Here is a 17,577-nt window from a genome sequence, read left to right on the forward strand (position 1 = left end):
GCTTCGACGCAGGGCGATGCGGACGCCAAGAGCTTGCAGACGGGAGCCTGGGTGGCGGGGAATGCCACCCAACACAACTACCTCAGTCATTGGCAGGAGGAGAAGAAGCGGCAGGAGGTCGATGGCTGCAAGGACAAACCGCTCTGCAAAACCGGAATAGAAGCCAAATGGGCAATTATTTCGGCCCAGCAGGATGTCGGTATCGTCGTAGGTGTTGGAGGAGGCATTGGTCTTTCGACAGCTGAAACCGCAGTGGGTGTTTATGAGCTGGTCAAGAACTGGAGGGAAACCTATGCAGCTCTGGAGCAGTTGGCCACTTCGCCAGAGTTTCGGCAGCAGTTTGGCGATAACTACCTGAAGGGGCTGGAAGAGCGCGCCGCATTCTTGACCCAGGCATACGAGGATGCCGGCTGGCAAGGTTCGGTCACAGCTGGTGTCGAGGGCGGTAGGTTCGCTGCGGAACTTGTTGGCGTTCTGACGGCAGTGAAAGGTGGCGCGCAGATAACCGCCAAGCTGCCAACAGCAGCCAAGAACCTGGTCAACGCGATTGCGGAGTCACCTGTTTCCGGTAGTATGAGTTCGCAGCTCGGGGCAGTGGGGGACTTGGGTCGGCTGGGTGGGGGTGCAAAAGGGACTACTCCCACTGTAACTGCCGAAGGGCGTATTGGTAACTCTGTATTTACCGACGTTAACCAAACTGCCAGGCCTGCCGCTCAAGCGAATCCCAATCAGCCGACTTTGATTGCGGACCGAGTGGATGCAAAGATTGCGGTTAATGGAAAACCTCACCCGAATGGAAATATGGCGGATGCTCATGCCGAAATTGGAGTTATTCAGCAAGCATATAATGCAGGGAAAACCACTGGTGCAGATATGGCCTTGAAGGTTGAAGGTAAAGCTGTTTGCAGCTATTGCCGTGGTGATATCGCGGCAGCGGCAGAAAAGGCTGGTTTGAACTCTCTACAGATAAACGAAGTGACTACAGGAAAAACTCTATATTGGAAGCCTGGTATGCGGTCTTTGAGGGAGCTTGAATGATGGCTGCTTTCTCGCTGTCTTGGGTTTTTGGCGTGGGTGCTCAAGCTAAGGGGGGAAGGAATAGATTTCCCTCTTGGGATGATGTCCTCTCTTGTCTAGAGCTAATCAGAGAAGGTAAAGGTTCGGTCACTCTTGAACTTATTTCCAAGACGGCTGTGGGGCCGCAGTCGCTACAAGTACAGTCTGAAGGCGGAAAGTATGTCGTCTCTTTGGGGGAAGACGATGGGGTGGACTATATTGTTCGATCTTATAGAAATTTAAAGCTGCAAGGCATACCCTTCGAAGTGTTGGGGGATGTTTGGGATGGCGTCTTGATATGCGATGAATTTTCTATACTGAAAAATATATTTGAAGAATTCTTCCTAACAGGTGACGTCAGTAAGGAGCTTCTCAATTAAGATTTTTTCTTAATAAAAACTCCAGCCAAGACCATAAAATGATAGCTATGACTTGATCTGACATTATTGTTGCTCGAAGAGAGCGAAAGACCATAAAGGGGACAGATTTATTTTCCCTACTCTAATTCTCTGAGCAGAGAGGCTCCAGTGCAGACACCGTAAGGAGGCTCCGCGATGCCCTAGGTAAGGACGATTGGTTTAGCGAGTTATTCGCTTTGAGTGGTTTGGCGTGGGCGGTTGCTGAAATTATAGTAGTAAAAATAAATCTGTCCCCTTTTTCCTTAGAGTCGGTTGAAATAACCGGTGCGAAGGTTTCCAATAAAATCACAGATGCTCGTTTCCCTGGGATTGTTGAGTACAGCTATCAGTTGCCTAGAACTAACACTAAGGGCGAATTTATTGGTGGGTATAAGTCTGTATCCACGAAAACGACTTACGACCCCAAAATTCTGCCAGATAGTAAAGTGGCTGATATGTCTAGTCGTGCGGCAGTCCAGGCGGAATCTGTATTCAAAGCCAATCCGGCCTTGAGGGAAACTAGTATCAAGGTTGATGGCTATTACTTCCAGGTGACACGTAACAGCAAGACTGGCGAAATAACAAATTCCTTCATCGCTATGCCTCCGAGGATAAAATGATGGCTTGTTTGTCTTGGCTTGAAAAGCTCAAGGAATCATTCGCTTCCACTGGTCTGGACTATGAAGACCTATACGAGCTAATAGAGGCATCTATAACGAGGAAGAGGACTAACTTCCCTGCGTTTATAAATGAGGCTTCGAAGGGGGTTGGCTTCTCTGTGGGTGAGGGACATTTCTACTCTCTTGATCAGGACTGGGATGATCCTGAAGAGTTTAATGAGGTCAGTTTCTTTTTGGGGGAAGTGGAGACCTCAAGTATTCCACTGCTCGACTATGTTTTTTTGATGAAGATTGCAGCCGATGTTTATTCTGATTTCTTCCCCGAGGAGAGGGATAGTGTTCTAAGTTCGGCTAAAAAATTGGAGGAGCGTTACTCAAAGAGATTCCCGGTCTAGCCGGGGGTTCTTATTTCACTCGAGTAAAGGGGCGAATAAAGGGGTAGATTTATTTTCCCTGCTCTAATTCTCTGAGCAGGGAGGCTCCAGTGCAGACACCGTAAGGAGACTCCACTATGCCTAGGCAGATGCGAGAGGTTTTACTGAACTATCCGCTTCACGTGGTTCAGTATGGGTAAGATCGGCAGTGGTATTATATAGTGGGGATGAGGAGTAAGCACTAGCCAGAACTAGAATAGGGAAAATAAATCTGTCCCCTTTTCCGATCGGGCTGGGTATGACGTTGAGCAGTTACCAAATATAAAGAAAAATTCAGCTAACCCCGACCTTAAGATAAATGGAGAGTTTGCAGATGTATTCTCGTCCAGAGCCAATAGTCCGGTTTCAGTGCTAATGACTGTGACTGAAAAAGTCGAGAAGCAGGCTCAGAATATTGTAGTGAATTTGGCTGATTCCCCATTGACCTTCAAGCAGATAGAAAATGCACTGAGCGTTAAGCCAGTCGATGGTTTGAAGAATTTGTATCTTCTGAAAGACGGTCAGTTTAAGGTTATTGAGGTTGGGCGATGAGCATAACAATGGCGCTTGAAATTCAAGTTGGAGCGACTCTGGAGAGTATAGCTAGCACTCTGTCGTCTTTGGGGGAGAGCAGCAGTCTGGGCGATACTAGATTGGACGCAAATTTCGAGAGTTCAGGTTGTCAGTTTTCGGTTCGTAGTTTGGAGCAGCCTGAGGGGGTCGTGGCTGAAGGATGCTCCATGAGCTGGAAAGTTGGTTTGAGAGGGGCGTTTCATTGTCGAGGAAGTAATCTTTCTGAAAGTTGGGTTGATATAAAGTTATTTCTTCAGGAGTTATCATTGAATATTGAATTTGGCTTTGTCTTATCGTTTCAATATGAAAGTATTTACGCTATTAGGGATTCTGATGGGTTGTCTTTTAAGAGAAGTATGATCGATTGAATGGCTGCAAAAGGGCCAAAAGCAACTGCAGTTCCCCAAAGCGAATAAAGGGGTCAGATTTGAATGGCACTTACTTAAGCGCTAAGCGACTGGTTCAGAAAAGAAAGGCTGCTCTTGGTCTACGGTGATAGTTGCGAACACACACCGAGCCCAAGGAGCAGCCCAGATGGGCATAAAGGGGACAGATTTATTTTCCCTACTCTAATTCTCTGAGCAGGGAGGCTCCAGTGCAGACGCCGTAAGGAGGCTCCGCGAGGCCTAGGCAGAGGCGAGTGGTTTTACTGAACTATCCGCTTCACGTGGTTCAGTGTGAGTAAGATCGGCAGTGGTATACAGTGGGAATGAGAGATATAAACACTAGTCAAAATTAGAGTAGGAAAAATAAATATGTCCCCTTTTTTCGCTCCGGTTGCATGTGAGTACGTATCTAATGGTGAGCAATCCCCTCTTCTATAGAGACGTAATTTTCCGTAATTCTCAGTTCCTGCAGATGGGCCGCTAATGTATATATAGTCAAATCTGCAGTCGCGAGTTTTACTTGAGACGTATTTTGTCCTGATTTACGTAATTGCTATCTGGCCACCGGCCCCAGGCCTTTCATAAGAATCCCTTTTGCGCTGTTCTGCATAGTAATTACATAGTTCGCTAGGGGTTTTTATTTTTTTTGTCTTCAGTGCCAACACCATACCAGTAAATTTCCGCCGTTGCGGCTTGAGAGATAGATAGGAATGCAAGGAGTTGCAAGGTTTTCAGTTTGAATTGCATGGTTCGAAATAATTTCTCAGGGTTATGCGTTTAGTATCTGATAAACAAGATGAACATCCTCCGGCTCCAACCGATACAACTCCTCATCCGGTTCCATGCACAGCCGGCATCCGAGTCTCATATAAAAATCCACCGTGTTCTGCGACGGCGTAGCCGAAACGTAGAGCGCGCTGGCGCCGAGGTGGCGGGCCTGGGTGGCGGCGAGGTGGAAGAGGTGGGCGCCGAGGCCGCGGCGGCGGTAGGCGTGGCTGAGGTGGAGGAACTTCAGTTGCAGCCAGTCGCGCTCGGGGCCGAGGCGGCGCGGGTCGAGGACTACCGCGCCGATCAGGCGGCCCTGGTCGAACAGGCCGAGGAACCAGCCGCCGCGGTCGAAGCAGTCGAGCAGGATCGGCGTGTAATGCTCGGCCTCGCCCTCCGGCCAGCCGCGCATGTCGTAGAACTCGGGGCGCAGCACCAGTTGGCCGGCCTCGACGGAATACAGGTGTTCGATCACTTCGCTGCGGTCGATCTCCCAGACCAGGGGGATTTCGTCGCGGCGCAGCAGGCGTTCTTCGGTCATCGTGGTTTCCTTGCGCTGAGGCCGTACATCAGCGGCAGGCGCGGACGATCGGCGGGCGGCAGCATGCGTCCGCCGCCGCCGTCGCGCATGCCGTCGAAGCCGGCCCAGCCGTTGGCGTAGGGGTATTCCTCCAGCCGTTCGAGTTGCAGGCCGGCGCCGAGCAGGGCGCCGATCACATCGGCCAGGCCCCACTGGAACTCGTAGCTGGGATGAGGGTTGCTGAAGTTCTCGACGCCGGCGCGGTAGCCGGAGGGCGCCAGGCTGGCGCCGGACTCGGCGACATAGTCGCTGACGCCGCTCTCGGCGATCGGCTCGCGGCTGAAGTAGTCGTAGGCCGGTTGCCAGTGTGGGTCGAAGTACAGGGCGAAAGGGTGGAACTCCACCAGGACGAAGCGCCCGCCGGGAACCAGTACCTGGGCGATGCCGTCGGCCCAGCGCTTGAGGTCGGAGAGCCAGACCAGCGTGCCGTAGGAGGCGAAGACCCGTTCGAAGCGTTCGCCGCGGGTGGCGGCGACGGGCAGCCAGCGGAGGATGTCGTCGCGCTGGAAGTCGGCGGCGATGCCGCTGTCGCGGGACAGCTGGCGGGCGAAGTCGATGGCGCTGTCGGCGATGTAGACCCCGGTGACGCGGGCGCCAAGGCGCGCCAGGCTCAGGCTGTCCTGTCCGGCGTTGCATTGCAGATGCAGCAGGCGCAGGCCGTCGAGATGGCCGAGCAGTTGCAGTTCCTCGGGATAGAGCGTGGAACCGCCGTTGCGGAAGAAGGCGGCCTGGTCGGCCTTGTGGCTGTTGTGCGCCCGGGTGGCGGCGTTCCACGACAGCCGGTTGGCCTCGTGCAGGTCGGATCGCATGGTTCGACTCCTTCCCTGGAGTGCGCCACCGCGCGGATGGCGGGTCCGGGGGATTACATGTCCTTGATGCTGCGCACCTGGTCCTTGTTGACGCGGGTGCGCTTGCCGTCCAGTTGCTCCAGTTCGTAGAAGCCGGAACTACGATCATAGCGCGGGGTATCCACCGCCTGGATCTCGCGGCCATCGTTGAGGGTGACGATGGTCGGGGTGGAGCAGCCGGCCAGGACGGCGAATGCAGACGAGAGCAACAGGGCGGGCAGCAGACGGGAGGTCATCGGAATTTTCCTTCGGACGGTTTTCGAGGCGGCGGATTCTACTCCAGTCGCGGCGCAACCGCTCTAGCCTGGATCACAGCGGCAAATTTCCGCTGTGATCGTACGTCTCTTCCGGTGAGCCGCCCGGATGGCGGCGCCTATTCGAAGGGAGATTCCATGTCTGCCGTTTCCACCTCGTTGTTGCTTTTCCTCAACCTGCTGACCCCGGCCCAGGCCGCCCAGCCCGTGCCGCTGGCCGATGGCCGCATCGAGATCGCTGCCGGCGAGAGCCGCCAGCGCTACCTCGACCTTGCCCCCGGCGAGTTGCAGTTGCTCGACCTGGAGGTCGACCGCGGCCGCGTCCGCCTGCGCGCCACCACGCCCGACGGCAAGGCGTTGCGCGCGACGGAGCTGGCCGGACGCCAGTCGCTCGGCCTGCAGGCCGGCGAGCGCCAGGGCCTGCGCCTGACCTTCAGCGCCGACGAAGACACCGCACTGACCCTGATCCCCACCCAGCGCCTCACCCCGCAGACCCCGGCGCTTGATTCGCCGGCGCCGCAGAGCCCGACCCTGCAACGCCTGCAGGCGGAGCTTGCGGAAAAGCGCCCCGGCGCGCTGAAGGCGTTCTGGAAGCAGGTAGCGAAGCAGGGCACGCCGCTGGTGGAGCCGCTGGATGCCGAACGTGTGCTGGTCACCTTCCTCTGGCGCCAGCAGCGTCCCGGCGACGTGCGCCTGCTGTGGCCGACCCCGGAGGTCAACACCCGCCGCTTCGAGGCCCTGGCCGGCAGCGACGTGCGCTACCTGAGTCTGCCGCTGCGCCGCGACGCGCGGGTTTCCTACCAGCTCAGCGCCGACCTGCCGGACCTGCAACAGGCCGATCGCGGCACCTTGCGCCTGGCGTTGCAGGCGGCGGCGCGGCCGGACCCGCTGAGCCGTACGCCGTGGCTCAACAGCCGCGCGCTGCCGCGGGCCGAGCAGGCCTCGCTGGTGCAGCTCGGCGGCGCCCCTGCCGAGACCTGGGACCAGCCGCGCAAGGACGTGCCGCGCGGCAAGGTGGAGCGCCTCGGCTATACCAGCCAGGCCCTGGCCAACCAGCGCCAGCTGACGTTCTACACGCCGCCGGGCTACGATCCCGAGGGCCAGCGCTATCCGCTGCTGGTGCTGTTCGACGAGGACCACTACGCGCGCGACGTACCGACCCCGACCATCCTCGACAACCTGATCGCCGCCGGGCGTATCCGCCCGACCCTGGCGGTGATTGTCGGCAATGTCGACGCCAGCAGCCGGGGCCGCGAGCTGCCCTGCAACGAGGCCTTCGCCGACATGCTCGCCCACGAGTTGCTGCCCTGGTTGCAGCAGCGCTATGCATTGAGCGAGGAGCCTGCCGATCGCGTGCTTTCCGGTTCCAGCTACGGCGGGCTGGCCTCGGGCTGCATCGCCTACCGTTATCCGGAACGCTTCGGCAAGGTGCTGAGCCTGTCCGGCTCGTTCTGGTGGGGGCCGGACGAGCAGCAGCCGCAGTGGCTGGTACGGCAGTTCGCCGCTGGCGAGCGTTTGCCGCTGGCGTTCTTCCTCAGTTCCGGCCTGCTCGAGGAGCCCGAGGCGGACGGCATTCTCGGCAGCAACCGCAGCCTGCGCGCGGCGCTGCAAGGCAAGGGCTACCCGCTGCACTACCGTGAGTTCCCCGGCGGTCACGACTACGCGGCGTGGAGCCTGGAGCTTGCCGAAGGGTTGCAGGCCTTGTTGCCGGCGCATTGAGCCGGCTGGCTGGCGTGGGGCGGATAGCCGCTTGCGGTTATCCGCCGTGCCGCGGCCTGGAGGTGGGGGAAGGCTGTCCGGAGCGTGTCCGCAATGCCCACCGCGTTGCGGAATCGGAAAAAATCGTCCAGGGCCATTTGCCAGCGTCGGCGGATAGGGGACAATCGGCGTTCGCCTCAATCGAACGACAAGGATGTTCTCGATGCGCCGACTCTTGCGCCCGGTATTCTGCGCCGCGCTCTTCTGCCTGTACCCAGCGCTGGTCCAGGCTGCCGCCGAAAGCGAAATCCTCGGCCTGTTCCAGCGCTGGCAGGCCGCCCACGGGCAACGCAGCGGCAAGGCCCTGGAAGGGGTCTATGCGCCGCGCCTGGACTACTATGGCCGCGCGCAAACGCGCGAGCGCACCCTCTCCGCCAAGCAGGCCTTCTTCGCCCGCCATCCCGACTTCGAGCAGCGCATCGTCGCTGCGCCGCAGATCGTGCCGGGCGACCAGGAAGGCCGCTACGAGGTGCGCTTCGTCAAGCAGGTACGCCTCGACGGACGCCTGCGCAACTATCCGGGGCTGCTCCTGGCCGAGCGCGCCGGGCCTGGCGATACCTGGCGCTTCGTCGGCGAGAGCGACGAGATCACCCGCTACGCCGTCGACCCGCGGTACACCCCGCTGGCTCGCGGCCGCTTCGCCGGTACCGAGGCGGACTTCGCCTGGGTAGTGGCCCACGCGCCGAACAGCGCCGCCTTGTGCGACGAATACGAGGATTGCCGCTGCGACCTCTGGAGCGCCGACGCGCGCGTCCCGCCCAAGCCGCTGGGCAGTTGCACCGGCGCGGTGCTCAGCGTCCTCGGCGGCCTCGACGACAGCGGCCGCGAGCGCCTGCAACTGCTGCGTACCTGGTGGACCAGCACCTGGACCAAGTCGTCGCTGCTGGAAATCCGCGACGGCCAGTGGGTGCGGGTGCTGCCGGACATCTCCACCACCTGGGACGATGCCGAGGCCGAGCTGGTGCTGTACAAGGCCGACCCGCAGCAGCCGGGCCGAGTGCTGGTGACCGAAACCGTGATGGACGACGAGGGCGACTGGAGCCACCACACCCGCAGCGAGACGCTGCGCCCCGTACCCTGACGCCGGCCCCTTGGGCTGGGCGGCGCCAGGCCGTACAATCGACGGCTTTATGGCGAGCGTCGCCGCAGTCCAGGTTCCCGCATGCGCATCCACGTCTCCTTCATCGACCGTGTCGGCATCACCCAGGAGGTGCTGGCGCTGCTGGGCGGGCGCAACCTGAACCTGGATGCGGTGGAAATGGTGCCGCCGAACGTCTACATCGACGCGCCGACCCTCAGTCCCGAAGTGCTGGAGGAACTGCGCGCAGCGCTGCTGGGCATCCGTGGCGTGCAGGCGATGACCGTGGTCGACATCCTTCCCGGCCAGCGCCGCCGCTTGCAGCTCGATGCGTTGCTGGCGGCGATGGCCGATCCGGTGCTGGCGGTGGACGGCAAGGGCCTGGTGCTGCTGGCCAACCCGGCCTTCAGCGAGCGCTGCGGACGCGACCCGGCCGGCGAGAGGCTGGCCAGCCTGTTCGACGATGAAACCCTGGAGGATGCGCTGGTCGAGCAGGGCTTCCGCCTGCCGCTGCGCGAAGTGACCTTCATGGGCCAGGCCCTGCTGCTCGATGCCACGCCGATCACCGAAGGGCCGGGCGAGGGCGAGCGGCACCTGGCCGGCGGCCTGTTGACCCTCTACGAACCGAACCGCATCGGCGAGCGCCTGGCGGCCTTGCACCATGACCATGCCGAGGGGTTCGAGATGCTCCTCGGCGATTCCCAGCCGATCCGCACCCTGAAGACCCGTGCGCAGCGCGTGGCGGCGCTCGACGCGCCGCTGCTGATCCACGGCGAGACCGGTACCGGCAAGGAACTGGTGGCGCGCGGCTGCCATGCCCTGAGTGCGCGGCACAACTCGCCGTTCCTGGCGCTGAACTGCGCGGCGTTGCCGGAGAACCTGGCCGAAAGCGAGCTGTTCGGCTACGCCCCCGGCGCCTTCACCGGCGCCCAGCGCGGCGGCAAGCCAGGCCTGCTGGAGCTGGCCCACCAGGGCACGGTGTTCCTCGACGAGATCGGCGAGATGTCCCCCTATCTGCAAGCCAAGCTGCTGCGCTTCCTCAGCGACGGCAGCTTCCGCCGGGTCGGCGGCGACCGCGAGGTGAGGGTCGACGTGCGGATCCTCAGCGCCACCCACCGCAACCTGGAGAAGATGGTCGCCGAGGGCAGCTTCCGCGAGGACCTGTTCTACCGCCTCAACGTGCTCAGCCTGGAAGTCCCGCCGTTGCGAGAGCGCGGCCACGACATCCTGCTGCTGGCGCGGCACTTCATGCAGCAGGCCTGTGCGCAGATCCAGCGCCCGGTGTGTCGGCTGGCGCCGGGCACCTACCCGGCGCTGCTGAGCAACCGCTGGCCGGGCAACGTGCGCCAGTTGCAGAACGTGATCTTCCGCGCCGCTGCGATCTGCGAGAGCAGCCTGGTGGATATCGGCGACCTGGAGATCGCCGGCACCGCCGTGGCGCGGCAGAACGACGGCGAGGTGGGCAGCCTGGAGGAGGCGGTGGAGGGCTTCGAGAAAGCCCTGCTGGAGAAGCTCTACGTCAGCTATCCATCGACCCGCCAGTTGGCGGCGCGCCTGCAAACCTCGCACACCGCCATCGCCCACCGCCTGCGCAAGTACGGCATCGGTCCGCGCGCCTGAAGCGGGCTCAGCCCTCGCTGGAATACACCGGCTTGCCGGCGAACCAGGTCTTCAGCACTTTGGTTTCGCCCAGTTGCGTCTCCGGCACCTCGAACACGTCGCGGTCAAGGACGATGAAGTCCGCCTGCTTGCCCGGCTCCAGGCTGCCGATCCGGCGCTCCAGGCCGATGGTCCGCGCAGCGTCGCGGGTGTAGGCGTAGAACATGGTCTGGCGGTCCAGGCGTTCGCCGGCATTGAGCACGCCCTGCGGGCCCTTGCGGGTCACCGCCTGCTGGATGGCCTTCCACGGCGACAGGCTGGACACCGGCCAGTCGCTGGCCCCGGCGATGGTCGCGCCCTTGCTCAGCAGGGAGTGCGCCGGGTACTGGTAGCGGTAGGCGAAGGCGCTGATGTAGGGCTTCATCAGGTCCACCGTGGTTTCGTCGGCGGCGGCCCAGTACAGCTGCATCGAGGCGATCACGCCGAGCGGCCTGAAGCGCTCGAATTCCTTGGGATTGACCAGTTGCAGGTGGGTGATCGAATGGGCGATGCCGCTGTCGCGGTCGCGCCGCGCCTGCTGCATGCCGTTCAGCGCCTCGCGCACCGCGCGGTCGCCGATGGCGTGGACGTGGACCAGCCAGCCGCGGGCGTCGGCGGCGCTGACCAGTTCGCCGAAGTGCGCCGGGTCGATCAGCAGTTCGCCCGTCTTCCTGCTGTTGCGGTAGGGCTCGAGGAGCGCGGCGGTCTGCGCCGGGTATTCCGGTACGCCGTCGGCGAACACCTTGATTCCCGGCAGGGTCAGGTTGGGGCTGCCGAGGAAGCGCTGGCGCACCTTGTCCAGCACCTCGAGGTCGGCCGGCCGGCTGCGTGGGTTGGCGACCAGGAGGGCGGCGACGTGGGCGCTGAGTTCGCCGCCCTTGGCCAGCCGCTGGTAGACCGGTAGCACGCCGACGGTGTTCTCGTCGGGCCTGAGGCTGAACAGGGCGTCGCCCGGCGAGCCATTGGCGGCCGGGTCCATCCATGCGGTCAGGCCCAGCGAGTTGCTGTAGCGCACCGCGCTGCGTCCGGCTTCTAGCATCTGTTCCGCGCTCGGCGCCGGCAGTACCGCGAGCACCGCGTCGAGACCAGCATCGGCGAGGAAGCCGTTGGGGGTGGCGTCGGCGTCGTGGCCGATGGTGTTGCGCTGTTCCTCGGGCAGGGCGCGGACCCGCGCGGCGTCGATGCCGGCGCGTTTCAGCATGGCGGCGTTGGCCCAGCCGGTGTGGTGGTCGCTGCCGATGAAGGCCAGCGGCTGGTCGGCCCATTCGCCGTGGTCGAAGCGCGCGCGGAAGTCCTTGACCTGGCTCCAGTAGGCGGTATGCATGCCGCTGACATTGAGCATGTCGCCATGTCGCGCCTTGCCGTTGTCGCGCCAGGCGCGCAGGCGCCGTTCCAGTTCGTCGAGGCCGACCTGTTCGTTGCCCATGTCCGCGCCGGCCAGCTCCAGGCCGCCGAACACCGCGTGCGAATGGGTGTCGATCAGGCCGGGCATCAGGCGCTTGCCGCCGAGATCGACGACCTGGCTGTCGCCATCGGCCAGGGCGCGCAGCCCGGCCTCGTCGCCGACCGCGAGGATCCGCCCGTCCTCCACCGCCAGGGCCTCGGCGAAGGGTTGCTGCGGATTGGCGGTGAAGATCCTGGCGTTGACCACCAGCAGGTCGGCGGCGCCGAGGGCGTGCAGAGGGATGGCCAGGCAGGCGCCGGCGAGGAGGGTGGGAATCCGTTGCTTCATGGTGGTTTCCTTTGCTTCTTGGTCTTGTGTAGCGTGGCCCGGGCAAGGCGAGACTAGCCAAAGCGCCGGCCCGGCAGAACCGGGCGCGACGCACAACACTTGTGCCGGAACGGAAGGAGTCGATGGACAAATTGAATGCCCTGGCGATGTTCGTCGCCACTGCCGAAACCGGTAGCTTCAGCCGTGGCGCCGAGCGCCTGGGCAAGACGCCCTCGGCGCTGACCAAGGCCGTCGCCCACCTGGAAGCGGAACTCGGTGCCCGCCTGTTCGAGCGCACCACCCGCAGCCTGGCGCTGACCGAGGCCGGGCAGATCTACCTGGAGGCGGCTCGTCAGTCCCTGGAAACGCTGCGCACGGCGGGGCAGGAGATCGAACTGCTGGAGTCGGAGTTGCGCGGCGAACTGCGCCTCGCCGCGCCGCCGTCGTTCGCCGCGGCGTTCCTCCAGCAGGCCTGCGCCAGCTTCCTCGAGGCGCATCCGCGGATCAGCCTGCGGGTGGACCTCGACGAAACCTTCCTCGATCTCAGCGAAGGCGGCTACGACCTCGGCCTGCGCGACGGCCCCATCGACCTGCCGGGGCTGGTGGCGCGGCCGCTGGCGCCGAACCAGATCGTGCTTTGCGCCAGCCCCGCCTACCTGGCGCGGCAACCCGCGCCGCAAGACCCGGAGGACTTCGAGCGGCACGCCTGGCTGGTCTTCCAGCACCCTTCGCTGAACCAGAACTTCTGGTGGATGGAACGCGACGGCGCCCGCCAGCGTATCGACCAGCCGCGCCCGCGACTGGCCAGCGACAACTACGACTTCCTGCTCGCCCACCTGCTGGCCGGGCTGGGCCTGCAGTTCTGTCCGCAGTGGAGTGTCGCGCCGCTGCTCGGCGAAGGGCGGCTGGTGCGCCTGCTCGGCGACTACCACTTCGACCCGGGGCCGTTCGGGCCCTCCATCCATGTCCTCTATCCGGGGCACCGGCGCAACACGCGGAAGGTCCGCGCGTTCCTCGAGCACCTGCGCGCCAGCTTGCAGCGACAGGGGCTGTGCCATCGGCTGTAACGCTTCGGTTACGAGTGGAACGAATTCGTTCCGATTGCCGGAAAAACCTTTGCTGTCAGGCGTTTGCGCTCTGGTTCGGGAAATGTCCGGCGGGTCTGTAACGAAAGCGTTCCATGGCGGCCCTGTCCGGGTTTCCCCCGCGCCCGGCCACGCCCCGTGGCGACAGGGCCGGGGCCGCTTGGCACCCTGCTTGCTACGGGCAGCCGCAGAACAAAGTCCCGTCCCGACCGGGCGACCCGCTGACAATGAGGATCCAGCATGAGCAAGTTGCGCTTTACCACCGACCACGAATGGCTGCGCCAGGACGACGACGGGCTGCTGACCGTCGGCATCACCGCCTACGCCCAGGACGCCCTCGGTGACGTGGTATTCGTGCAGTTGCCGGAACTCGGCGAACACGCCGCCGGCAGTGAAGTGGCGGTGCTGGAGTCGGTCAAGGCCGCCAGCAACATCCTGATGCCGCTGGACGGCGAGGTGGTGGCGATCAACGACGCGCTGCCGGACGCCCCGGAGCTGGTCAACCAGGATCCGCTCGGCGAGGCCTGGTTCTTCCGCTTCCGTCCGGCCGACGCCGGCGCCTGGGAAAAGCTGCTCGACCAGGCCGCCTACGACCGCCTGCTGAACGCCAACGCCGACGCCTGAGGATCCCGTCATGACCGATAACCTGAACCTCGGCGCCATCGACCTGGGCACCGACGACGAATTCATCGCCCGCCATATCGGCCCGCGTGCCGCCGACACCCAGGCCATGCTCCAGCGCCTGGGCTACGACTCGCTGGACGCGCTGATCGGCAACGTGATCCCCGACAGCATCAAGGGCAGCAGCGTGCTCGACCTGCCGGCCGGCATGGGCGAGGCCGAGGCGCTGGCCAGCCTGAAGGCGATCGCCGCGCGCAATCGCGCGTTGCGTTCCTTCATCGGCCAGGGCTACTACAACTGCCACACCCCGGCACCGATCCTGCGCAACCTCCTGGAGAACCCGGCCTGGTACACCGCCTACACGCCGTACCAGCCGGAAATCTCCCAGGGCCGCCTGGAGGCGCTGCTGAACTTCCAGACCCTGGTCAGCGACCTGTCCGGCCTGCCGATCGCCAACGCCTCGATGCTCGACGAGGCGACCGCCGCCGCCGAGGCCATGACCTTCTGCAAGCGTCTGTCGAAGAACCGCACCAGCCAGGCATTCTTCGCCTCCCGCCATTGCCACCCGCAGACCCTCGACGTGCTGCGCACCCGTGCCGAGCCGCTGGGCATCGAGGTGGTGGTCGGCGACGAGAGCGCCATCGAAGACTTCTCCGCCTACTTCGGCGCGTTGCTGCAATACCCCACCTGCGACGGCGAGATCGTCGACTATCGCGAACTGGTCAGCCGCTTCCATGCGGTCGATGCGCTGGTCGCGGTGGCCGCCGACCTGCTGGCGCTGACCCTGCTGACCCCGCCGGGCGAGTTCGGCGCCGACGTAGCCATCGGCAGCGCCCAGCGCTTCGGCGTGCCGCTCGGCTTCGGCGGCCCGCACGCGGCCTATTTCGCCACCCGCGACGCCTTCAAGCGGGACATGCCGGGACGCCTGGTCGGCGTCTCCATCGACCGCCACGGCAAGCCGGCCTACCGCCTGGCCATGCAGACCCGCGAGCAGCACATCCGCCGCGAGAAGGCCACCAGCAACATCTGCACCGCCCAGGTGCTGCTGGCCAACATCGCCAGCATGTTCGCCGTCTACCACGGCCCGCAGGGCCTGCTGCGCATCGCCCGGCGCACCCACCGGCTGACCGCGATCCTCGCCGCCGGCCTGGAGCGCCTGGGCGTGGCCGTCGAGCAGAAGCACTTCTTCGACACCCTGAGCCTGGCCACCGGCGCGCGTACCGCGGCGATCCATGCCAAGGCCCGCGCCGCCGGGATCAACCTGCGCGAGATCGATGCCGGCCGTCTCGGCCTGTCGCTCGACGAGACCGTCCGCCAGGCCGACGTGGAGACCCTCTGGGGCCTGCTGGCCGAAGAGGGCCAGGCGCTCCCGGACTTCGCCGCCCTTGCCGCCAGCAGCGGGGACCGCCTGCCAGTCGAGCTGCTGCGCCAGTCGGCGATCCTCAGCCACCCGATCTTCAACCGCCATCACTCGGAAACCGAGCTGATGCGCTACCTGCGCAAGCTGGCGGACAAGGACCTGGCGCTGGACCGCACGATGATCCCGCTGGGCTCCTGCACCATGAAGCTGAACGCCGCCAGCGAGATGATCCCGGTGACCTGGGCCGAATTCGGCAACCTGCACCCGTTCGCCCCGGCCGAGCAGAGCGAAGGCTACCGCCAGCTCACCGACGAACTGGAGGCGATGCTCTGTTCCGCCACCGGCTACGACGCCGTGTCGTTGCAGCCCAACGCCGGCTCCCAGGGCGAGTACGCCGGCCTGCTGGCGATCCGTGCCTACCACCAGAGCCGCGGCGACAGCCAGCGCGACATCTGTCTGATCCCGTCCTCCGCCCACGGTACCAACCCGGCTACCGCCAGCATGGTCGGCATGCGCGTGGTGGTGGTGGCCTGCGACGCGCGCGGCAACGTCGACGTCGAGGACCTGCGCAACAAGGCCAGCGAGCACAAGGAACGCCTGGCCGCGCTGATGATCACCTATCCGTCCACCCACGGCGTGTTCGAGGAAGCGATCCGCGAGATCTGTGCCATCGTCCACGACTGTGGCGGCCAGGTGTACATCGACGGCGCCAACATGAACGCCATGGTCGGCCTGTGCGCCCCGGGCAAGTTCGGTGGCGACGTTTCCCACCTGAACCTGCACAAGACCTTCTGCATCCCCCACGGCGGCGGCGGCCCGGGCGTCGGCCCGATCGGCGTGCGCGCGCACCTGGCGCCGTTCCTCCCCGGCCACGCTCGCGGCGAGCGCAAGGAAGGCGCGGTGAGCGCGGCGCCGTACGGCAGCGCGAGCATCCTGCCGATCACCTGGATGTACATCCGCATGATGGGCGGCGAAGGCCTCAAGCGCGCCTCGGAAATGGCCATCCTCAATGCCAACTACATCGCCCATCGCCTGGAGGAGCACTACCCGGTGCTCTACGCCGGCGGCAACGGCCTGGTCGCCCACGAATGCATCCTCGACCTGCGTCCGCTCAAGGACAGCAGCGGGATCAGCGTCGACGACGTGGCCAAGCGCCTGATGGACTTCGGCTTCCATGCGCCGACCATGTCCTTCCCGGTGGCCGGCACGCTGATGATCGAGCCCACCGAGAGCGAGTCGAAGGCCGAGCTGGATCGTTTCTGCGACGCGATGATCCGCATCCGCGAGGAAATCCGCGCGGTGGAACGCGGCGAGCTGGACAAGGAAGACAACCCGCTGAAGAACGCGCCGCACACCGCCGCCGAACTGCTCGGCGAATGGAACCACGCCTACAGCCGCGAGCAGGCTGCCTATCCGCTGGCCAGCCTGGTGGAGGCCAAGTACTGGCCGCCGGTGGGCCGCGTCGACAACGTCTACGGCGACCGCAACCTGACCTGCTCCTGCCCGCCGATCGAGGCGTACAGCGAGGAGTGACGGACGAGGAGGGCGCCGCCAGCGGCGGCGTCCTCGCGTTTCCGGCGATACCCCTTTCCCGGCGCCGCGCTTGCGTAGCGGCGCCGCGGCCACGCTCGCGCCAGCGAGCGTCCTGACACCGACACGACAAGAGGCCAGCGCCATGTTCAGCAAGCACGACCAGCTCCAGGGCTACGACGACGAACTGCTCGCCGCGATGGACGCCGAAGACCGGCGGCAGGAAGACCACATCGAACTGATCGCCTCGGAGAACTACGCCAGCAAGCGGGTCATGCAGGCGCAGGGCAGCGGCCTGACCAACAAGTATGCCGAGGGCTATCCGGGCAAGCGCTACTACGGCGGCTGCGAACACGTCGACAAGGTCGAGCAGTTGGCCATCGACCGCGCCAGGCAGCTGTTCGGCGCCGACTACGCCAACGTCCAGCCGCACTCCGGTTCCTCGGCCAACGCCGCGGTGTACCTGGCGCTGCTCAACGCCGGCGACACCATCCTCGGCATGAGCCTGGCCCACGGCGGCCATCTCACCCACGGCGCCAAGGTGTCCTCCTCCGGCAAGCTGTACAACGCCGTGCAGTACGGCCTGGACACCGCTACCGGGCTGATCGACTACGACGAAGTCGAGCGCCTGGCCGTGGAGCATAAGCCGAAGATGATCGTCGCCGGCTTCTCCGCCTACTCCAAGACCCTCGACTTCCCGCGCTTCCGCGCCATCGCCGACAAGGTCGGCGCGCTGCTGTTCGTCGACATGGCCCACGTCGCCGGGCTGGTCGCCGCCGGCCTCTACCCGAACCCGATCCCCTTCGCCGACGTGGTCACCACCACCACCCACAAGACCCTGCGCGGCCCGCGCGGCGGCCTGATCCTGGCGCGCGCCAACGAGGAGATCGAGAAGAAGCTCAA

At 63.8% G+C, this 17,577-nt stretch carries 17 protein-coding genes; 13 read left to right on the top strand and 4 right to left on the bottom strand.

Translation table 11 applies throughout. The features are described from left to right. From ACTJJX_RS34135 to ACTJJX_RS34160, 6 genes are all read left to right on the top strand, one after another. Positions 1–1,038 (top strand): cytidine deaminase-like fold-containing protein (locus ACTJJX_RS34135; protein ID WP_023124202.1); only part of this gene is annotated, 1,038 nt, incomplete at its 5' end. Next, positions 1,035–1,436, top strand: coding sequence for a DUF6911 family protein (locus ACTJJX_RS34140; RefSeq protein ID WP_123789290.1), 402 nt, complete (start codon positions 1,035–1,037; stop codon positions 1,434–1,436). The genes ACTJJX_RS34135 and ACTJJX_RS34140, both read left to right, overlap by 4 nt. Before the next feature lie 215 nt (positions 1,437–1,651). Next, positions 1,652–2,074 carry a CdiA family toxin C-terminal domain-containing protein gene (locus ACTJJX_RS34145; protein ID WP_123789292.1) on the top strand — a complete coding sequence of 141 codons (423 nt, stop codon included), beginning with the start codon at positions 1,652–1,654 and terminating at the stop codon, positions 2,072–2,074. Continuing rightward, the gene (locus ACTJJX_RS34150) at positions 2,074–2,469 is read left to right on the top strand and encodes a hypothetical protein (RefSeq protein ID WP_016852842.1); all 396 of its coding nucleotides are present in this window, start codon (positions 2,074–2,076) and stop codon (positions 2,467–2,469) included. The genes ACTJJX_RS34145 and ACTJJX_RS34150 overlap by 1 nt, the downstream gene beginning before the upstream one ends. Positions 2,470–2,769: 300 nt before the next feature. Continuing rightward, positions 2,770–3,039, top strand: coding sequence for a hypothetical protein (locus tag ACTJJX_RS34155; protein WP_158222002.1), 270 nt, complete (start codon positions 2,770–2,772; stop codon positions 3,037–3,039). A gap of 8 nt (positions 3,040–3,047) precedes the next feature. Beyond that, the gene (locus ACTJJX_RS34160; RefSeq protein ID WP_123789294.1) at positions 3,048–3,428 is read left to right on the top strand and encodes a hypothetical protein; all 381 of its coding nucleotides are present in this window, start codon (positions 3,048–3,050) and stop codon (positions 3,426–3,428) included. A gap of 787 nt (positions 3,429–4,215) precedes the next feature. On the opposite strand, the gene ACTJJX_RS34165 is transcribed toward ACTJJX_RS34160, so the two are convergent. The 3 genes from ACTJJX_RS34165 to ACTJJX_RS34175 are packed head-to-tail and all read right to left on the bottom strand — an operon-like array spanning position 4,216 to position 5,875. Further along, positions 4,216–4,752, bottom strand: coding sequence for a GNAT family N-acetyltransferase (locus tag ACTJJX_RS34165; protein WP_003146784.1), 537 nt, complete (start codon positions 4,750–4,752; stop codon positions 4,216–4,218). Further along, complete coding sequence (locus tag ACTJJX_RS34170) at positions 4,749–5,600, bottom strand: class I SAM-dependent methyltransferase (protein WP_016852843.1); 852 nt, start codon at positions 5,598–5,600, stop codon at positions 4,749–4,751. The genes ACTJJX_RS34165 and ACTJJX_RS34170 overlap by 4 nt, the downstream gene beginning before the upstream one ends. Before the next feature lie 53 nt (positions 5,601–5,653). After that, the gene (locus tag ACTJJX_RS34175) at positions 5,654–5,875 is read right to left on the bottom strand and encodes a YgdI/YgdR family lipoprotein (protein ID WP_003089729.1); all 222 of its coding nucleotides are present in this window, start codon (positions 5,873–5,875) and stop codon (positions 5,654–5,656) included. 156 nt (positions 5,876–6,031) lie between these two features. On the opposite strand from ACTJJX_RS34175, the gene ACTJJX_RS34180 reads away from it, so the two are divergent. The 3 genes from ACTJJX_RS34180 to ACTJJX_RS34190 all read left to right on the top strand — a co-directional run bounded on the left by ACTJJX_RS34180 (position 6,032) and on the right by ACTJJX_RS34190 (position 10,349). Beyond that, positions 6,032–7,612, top strand: coding sequence for an alpha/beta hydrolase (locus ACTJJX_RS34180; RefSeq protein ID WP_016852844.1), 1,581 nt, complete (start codon positions 6,032–6,034; stop codon positions 7,610–7,612). Between the two features lie 202 nt (positions 7,613–7,814). Further along, positions 7,815–8,732, top strand: a complete 918-nt coding sequence (locus ACTJJX_RS34185; RefSeq protein ID WP_003139196.1) for a hypothetical protein — start codon at positions 7,815–7,817, stop codon at positions 8,730–8,732. 81 nt (positions 8,733–8,813) lie between these two features. Continuing rightward, entirely contained in the window at positions 8,814–10,349 is a 1,536-nt protein-coding gene (locus ACTJJX_RS34190; protein ID WP_003105794.1) for a sigma-54-dependent transcriptional regulator, read from the top strand. 7 nt (positions 10,350–10,356) lie between these two features. On the opposite strand, the gene ACTJJX_RS34195 is transcribed toward ACTJJX_RS34190, so the two are convergent. Next, the gene (locus ACTJJX_RS34195; RefSeq protein WP_016852845.1) at positions 10,357–12,099 is read right to left on the bottom strand and encodes an amidohydrolase; all 1,743 of its coding nucleotides are present in this window, start codon (positions 12,097–12,099) and stop codon (positions 10,357–10,359) included. A 122-nt stretch (positions 12,100–12,221) separates the two neighbouring features. Here ACTJJX_RS34195 and ACTJJX_RS34200 point away from each other — a divergent pair, with 122 nt between their 5' ends. The 4 genes from ACTJJX_RS34200 to ACTJJX_RS34215 all read left to right on the top strand — a co-directional run. After that, complete coding sequence (locus tag ACTJJX_RS34200) at positions 12,222–13,145, top strand: LysR family transcriptional regulator (protein ID WP_016852846.1); 924 nt, start codon at positions 12,222–12,224, stop codon at positions 13,143–13,145. A gap of 258 nt (positions 13,146–13,403) precedes the next feature. Continuing rightward, complete coding sequence (gcvH, locus tag ACTJJX_RS34205) at positions 13,404–13,787, top strand: glycine cleavage system protein GcvH (RefSeq protein ID WP_003089718.1); 384 nt, start codon at positions 13,404–13,406, stop codon at positions 13,785–13,787. 10 nt (positions 13,788–13,797) lie between these two features. Next, on the top strand, positions 13,798–16,677 hold the full coding sequence (gene gcvP / locus ACTJJX_RS34210; RefSeq protein ID WP_003160368.1) for an aminomethyl-transferring glycine dehydrogenase: 2,880 nt from the start codon (positions 13,798–13,800) through the stop codon (positions 16,675–16,677). A 142-nt stretch (positions 16,678–16,819) separates the two neighbouring features. Continuing rightward, positions 16,820–17,577, top strand: a 758-nt coding sequence (locus ACTJJX_RS34215; protein ID WP_440782056.1) for a serine hydroxymethyltransferase, incomplete at its 3' end; no start/stop codon positions are given.

The organism is Pseudomonas sp. 22490 (genome assembly GCF_052044465.1).
Lineage (GTDB): Bacteria > Pseudomonadota > Gammaproteobacteria > Pseudomonadales > Pseudomonadaceae > Pseudomonas > Pseudomonas aeruginosa.